The following is a 1,281-nucleotide window of genomic DNA, read 5'->3' on the forward strand; positions in this document are numbered from 1 at the left end:
CACTGACTCCTTGAGGCCGCCCAAGACCTCGTACCTGGCTGTGTTCTACCGCCGCATCGCCACCCGCAGAGGTGGCAAACGGGCCTTGGTCGCAGTCATGCACAAACTGACCATCGCGATCTGGCACATGCTGCGCAACGACACCGACTACCACGACCTCGGCGGCGACTACTTCGCCCGCTGCGACCCCGAACGCGCCCTACGCCGCCTCACCCACCAGGCCAACACCCTCGGCTACACCGTCCGCTTCGACCCCATCCCCGAGGCCGCGTGAGCCAAGCACCGCCGTCACCTCACGTTATTTTTCGGGTCAGACCCGACCTGGGCGATACGCGCCAACGTCGTGTCCTGTGGCCCGGATGTCGTTCCGGGTGAGCGGCCGGTCCACGGTCCGGCGGGTAGCGGCTGTTCGATGGGGTGAGGGATGGTCAGGCTGCGAGCAGGACGTGGGTGGTACCGGTACGGATGGTGTGTCGGGGCCTGCGGCGGGGAAGATCGAGGACCTTGCGCCGACTGGACCCAACGAGATTCTTAATAATATCCTTAACTCGAGTTCGGCTCCGGGAGGTTGGATGGAGTGGGAGGTCCTGATGACCGCTCAGGTGGAGGCGTTCCTCGACGCGCTCTTCGAGACCGACCGGGACAGTCATCGCCTGGTCAACCAGGCAATCCTGGTCTTGGAGCGCAATGGTCCGGCGGAAGGTCGTCCCCTGGTGGACACGGTGACCGCCTCCCGTCTGCCCAACATGAAGGAGCTGAGACCGCCATCGGCGGGCCGCACCGAGATGCGGATCTTGTTCGTGTTCGACCCATACAGGTCTGCGGTCCTGCTGGTCGCCGGCGACAAGTCCGGTCAGTGGAGCCGTTGGTACCACAGTGCGATCCCGGAGGCCGAACGCCTGTACACGGCCTATCTCGATGAACGCAAGAGGGAGACCGGATCATGACGGAGCTGCGCCGTTGGCGGGACAGCAGTCACCTTGAGCGCGCCGTGGAGACCGCCGGCGGTCCCGAGGCGTTCGATGCGGCCATTCGGCAGATGCTCGACCAGGCGCGTGGATGGCGGCTGGCTGAGCTGCGCAAGCGTCGAGGGCTCACCCAGGCACAGGTGGCCAGCCGGATGGACGTGAGCGTCGCACGGATTTCGCAGATCGAGAACGGGGACGTCTCCACCCAGGATGTCCTCCAGCGCTATGTCGCAGCGCTCGGCGGAAGCCTGAAACTCATCGTCGACTTCGGCGACGAACAGCTGAAGATCGCCTGATGAAGACATGGCGGGGG

2 protein-coding genes and 1 pseudogene are annotated in these 1,281 nt (G+C 65.0%); all 3 read left to right on the forward strand.

The annotated features are described in order from the left end of the window. Nucleotides 1-274 (forward strand): annotated as a pseudogene (locus U9980_RS27645) (IS110 family transposase); the annotation flags it as partial. Nucleotides 275-572: 298 nt separating this feature from the next. Beyond that, on the forward strand, nt 573-947 hold the full coding sequence (locus tag U9980_RS27650; RefSeq protein ID WP_322770617.1) for a type II toxin-antitoxin system RelE/ParE family toxin: 375 nt from the start codon (nt 573-575) through the stop codon (nt 945-947). Next, nucleotides 944-1,264: a helix-turn-helix transcriptional regulator gene (locus U9980_RS27655; protein ID WP_322770618.1), complete on the forward strand. Its 321-nt coding sequence runs from the start codon at nt 944-946 to the stop codon at nt 1,262-1,264. Before U9980_RS27650 ends, U9980_RS27655 begins: the two co-directional genes overlap by 4 nt. Nucleotides 1,265-1,281 lie beyond the last annotated feature (17 nt).

It is taken from the genome of Protofrankia sp. Cr1 (assembly GCF_963555865.1).
GTDB lineage: Bacteria > Actinomycetota > Actinomycetes > Frankiales > Frankiaceae > Protofrankia.